Origin of the sequence: Streptomyces sp. NRRL F-2664 (assembly GCF_000719345.1) — a bacterium.
Lineage (GTDB): Bacteria > Actinomycetota > Actinomycetes > Streptomycetales > Streptomycetaceae > Streptomyces.
The window spans coordinates 1-1,078 of record NZ_JOFX01000245.1; the positions used below are offsets into that span (position 1 = coordinate 1).

At 71.8% G+C, this 1,078-nt stretch carries 1 protein-coding gene; it reads right to left on the reverse strand.

The features are described from left to right. The coding region (locus IF89_RS0135585) for an RHS repeat domain-containing protein (protein WP_030777379.1) at positions 1-922 on the reverse strand (922 nt) is incomplete at its 3' end. Between the last annotated feature and the right edge of the window lie 156 nt (positions 923-1,078).

Sequence of the window (1,078 nt, forward strand, 5' to 3'; positions counted from 1 at the left end):
GGTTGAGGGAGTCGTACTCCATCTGCCGGACCGTGGCGGCACCGTCCGCATTGGTGACAGAGGTACTGGTGAGGAGGCCGGTGCGCTCGTCGTAGGTGTACGCAGTCTTCGAGACCGGTGTGCCGTCCTTGGTCTCCACGACCGCTTCCGCGATCTGGCCGTCGCCGTTGTAGGTGTAGGCGGTGGTGTTGCCGAGCTGGTCGGTCTGGGAGGCAAGACGCCCGGCGGCGTCGTATTCGTTCCTAGTGCCGGTGCGGGTGTCTTCTCCCTCTCTGCCCTGGGTGAGGGTCTTGGACGTGGCACGCCCGGAGAGGTCGCGGGTGAGGGCGGCGGTGAACTCCTGCCCCGGATACACATCCGGCGCGGCCGGGCTCAGCACCGTGCTCTGCGGGATGCCGCCCGTGCCGTAGGAGGGCACGGCGGTGACCTCGCCGCTGGTTGAGGTCAGGGTCCGGCCCAGGGCGTCGGCCTGCGCGGTGGAGCCCGCCACGGGGGTGCCGTCGGCGAAGAGCACCTTCGCCGACACCGTCCGGGCCGTGCTGTCGGCGTCCTGCACCGACACCGCCCGCGCCTCACCCAGGCCGGCACCCTGCTGGTCTTTGCCCAGCACGCCCTGGGCGACGGCCTCGGCCACCACATCCGTGGCGGTCTTGACGGTGGTGCCGTCCGGACCCGTCACGCTGCTGCTGTGGCCCCACGGGTCGGAGGACGCTGTGGTCTTGCGGCCGGCCTGGTCGGTGGTGGTGACCTTGTAGTCGGCCCACTGGGAGTAGTCGGCCTCCGACAGCACCCGGGCGCCGTCGGCGTCCGCTTCCTTGGCGTAGGCGCCGTCGCGGTAGTTGTCCGCGGTCCGCACGGCCCGGCCCAGCGCGTCGAGGGTTTCGGTGACCCGCCGGCCGTCGGGGGTGGCGGTGACCGTCACGGTGGGGGCGGGGTAGGAGAAGGCGGTGGTCTGGGGCTTGCCGGAGTCGGGCAGGAGGGTGTGCGCGGTGAGAAGGCGGTGGTCTGGGGCTTGCCGGAGTCGGGCAGGAGGGTGTGCGCGGTGGGCCGGCCCTGGTGGTCGTACTCCGTCCGCGAG